Genomic DNA, 2485 nt, shown 5'->3' with positions numbered 1-2485 from the left:
AATTATGAACAGCTACTTACTACTATCTACTACCCTTGGGTACTCGCTCAAAACAGATGTCATCTGACTACTTCTTTATATTGAATTGGAATGCAAGAGGCTCTTCCGTCCCTATATATTTCTTTGGCAGATATACGGTTACTTTCCCTTCTTTCGAAATATGTTTTACGTTTTGTCCCGATGCCAGTAGCTTTACTTTTCCGTCGGGGATGTTTCCTTCCCATTCAATCGTGTCCGGCACTTTCTCTCCTTCGGGCAAGGCATGGAGGGCATAAACGGTTTTTCCGTTCTTGTCGGCGGTGAACCATACGTTACCGCTGTGATAGTGCGGAGTGATGCGGGTGTTGTAAATTGCTTTCCCGTTGCTCCGTAGCCATTCGCCAATCTTTTGGAGGCGCTCTACGGCGGGCTGTTCTATCAATCCGCCTGCCGTGGGGCCTACGCCGAGGAGCAGATTGCCGCCTTTGGCTGCTACTTCCATCAGCATGGTTATAATCCGGTTGGGAGATTTATAGTGGGCATTCTTTACCCATCCCCAGTCAGTAGTCAAGGTCACGCAGCTTTCCCACGGATATGGCAGTTGGGTTTCGGGAATTGTTTGTTCCGGTGTCTGGTAGTTTTCGTACTTGCCGTGTATCGTGCGGTCTACTACGAGGATGCCGGGCTGCTTTTCCCGTGCCATAGCGGCTATCTTGGGCATGTCGATGTCCTGATTGTTGCGTGGTGATACCCAGCCGCCATCCAGCCATAGGATATCGAGTTGCCCGTAACCGGTCATTAACTCTTCAATTTGGTTGTAGGTGAATGTTTTGAATGCTTCCCACTTCTCGGGATGGCGTGAGATTTTATAGTTCACGTTACGGTTTGCAGTGGCAAAGTAGTCCCACCAATAATCCTGATTGTGCCAGTCGGGCTTTGAGAAGTAGGCGCCGGTCATGAATCCTTCTTTCCTGAATGCTTCGAAGACGTATTTGGCGATGTCCGCCTGTGGATGGTCTTTGAATATACCTTTTGCAATGGAGAAGTCGGTTTGTTTGGTATTGAACATGCAGAAGCCGTCGTGGTGTTTGGTGGTGAAGACGACGTACTTGATACCCGCTTGTTTGGTGGCTTCCGCCCATTGCGAGGGGTCGAATTGAACGGGGTTGAACTTCTTGCTCAGTCCATTCCAGTACCAGTCTTTAAACTCCTGATAGTTGGTGTGGCCGTATCGGCTAATCCAATCCACGTCTTCCGAGCAGAGCGCCCATGATTCTACAATACCGGGCACGGCGTAGAGTCCCCAGTGGAAGATTACTCCGAATTTCAGGTCACGCCATTGGTTCAGTTTCTCCAGTACGAGGGAGTCTGTTGGGTATTCATAAGTTGAAGATTGTCCATGCACTTGTTCGTCTTGCGCTTTTGCGCTTGCCAGTAACAGGCAGAGGATTGATAAGGTGATTGTTCTTTTCATGGTTTTATTACTTAAAGTTTGTTATGAACATATTGTCTTCATAGACTTTGCAATAATCCGTCTTCTTGCCGCTGATATTCGTGCCTAACTTCCGTCCGTCGCCGCATACATGTACGTTTCGTCACCAAACCGAAAGAGGAGGATATTGTCATATCATTCGGCAAATTTAGCAAATTATATGAGATGTTGCTTGTTTCCTTATTCAAATCTTGCGTCGGATTACCGTTTACATTGCAATAGTACTCCTTTGTGAATAATATAGTTATGTTATGCTATGAAAATAATCGGACGTTTCCTAATACTTATATTGAAATGCTCTTTATCATAACCAGGAAAATCAAATCTATCTCCATAATATTCCACAGTTATAAAAGTAACTAAAAATGTATTCACCTTTATTTCCTTGGCTGTCTCTCCATTTATTTTAATGAGGATTGTGTGATTACCTAATGTCACCTTTGTAGGATATGGTTTATACGAATGAAAATCATTTCTAATCCTATTATCAATGATTTTAGTTCCATCAATAAAGATTTCCAATTGAGCATAATCTACCAAAGACTCGTTAGATATTTCAAATATTAAGTTGCCTTCATATATAGCTCTAAAAAACAATTGTTGTAGGATACCTCCCACAAGTAGGGTACGTTCTCCTCCTCCCGGGAGGAGAAGCAAGTTGCTCCCACTAATCACATGCATTAATCACTAACAATTTGTCATTTATCTTACAGTATGAATAATTCAGGTTAAAGAAATATATCATATAAAGATGAGGCTGTTGGGCGTTGATAAATTCGTGAGGCCATATTGTGGAGCTATAAAATCCGTCCCATGAGACGGATTTCACAGTCTCACGAGACGGATTTTTTCGTCCCATGGGATGAATTTTTTCGTCTCACGGGATGAATTCTTTTGTTCCGTGTGTGCAAAAGTCATCTGTTTATACCGCATATATATGGTACTTTCACCGCATATATGTGGTCCACGCACGGGATATAGATGGTACAAACACGGGATATAGATGGTTCGCGC

General features: G+C 43.7%; 2 protein-coding genes. Both read right to left on the bottom strand.

Annotated features, from left to right (window positions below; genetic code table 11):
• Window positions 1-67: 67 nt before the first annotated feature.
• Window positions 68-1453, bottom strand: coding sequence for an alpha-L-fucosidase (locus B2Z67_RS06065; RefSeq protein WP_291528922.1), 1386 nt, complete (start codon window positions 1451-1453; stop codon window positions 68-70).
• Between the two features lie 267 nt (window positions 1454-1720).
• Window positions 1721-2152, bottom strand: coding sequence for a hypothetical protein (locus tag B2Z67_RS06060; RefSeq protein ID WP_291528921.1), 432 nt, complete (start codon window positions 2150-2152; stop codon window positions 1721-1723).
• Between the last annotated feature and the right edge of the window lie 333 nt (window positions 2153-2485).

The organism is Bacteroides sp. UBA939 (assembly GCF_002293435.1).
Lineage (GTDB): Bacteria > Bacteroidota > Bacteroidia > Bacteroidales > Bacteroidaceae > Bacteroides.
The sequence above is the reverse complement of the archived record's forward strand: the minus strand, read 5'-3'. Positions and strand labels throughout refer to the sequence as shown.

Bases quoted from the DNA above. Each gene is read 5' to 3' on its own strand.
- B2Z67_RS06065 (WP_291528922.1), bottom strand. From the start codon at position 1,453: ATGAAAAGAACAATCACCTTATCAATCCTCTGCCTGTTACTGGCAAGC.
- B2Z67_RS06060 (WP_291528921.1), bottom strand. From the start codon at position 2,152: ATGCATGTGATTAGTGGGAGCAACTTGCTTCTCCTCCCGGGAGGAGGA.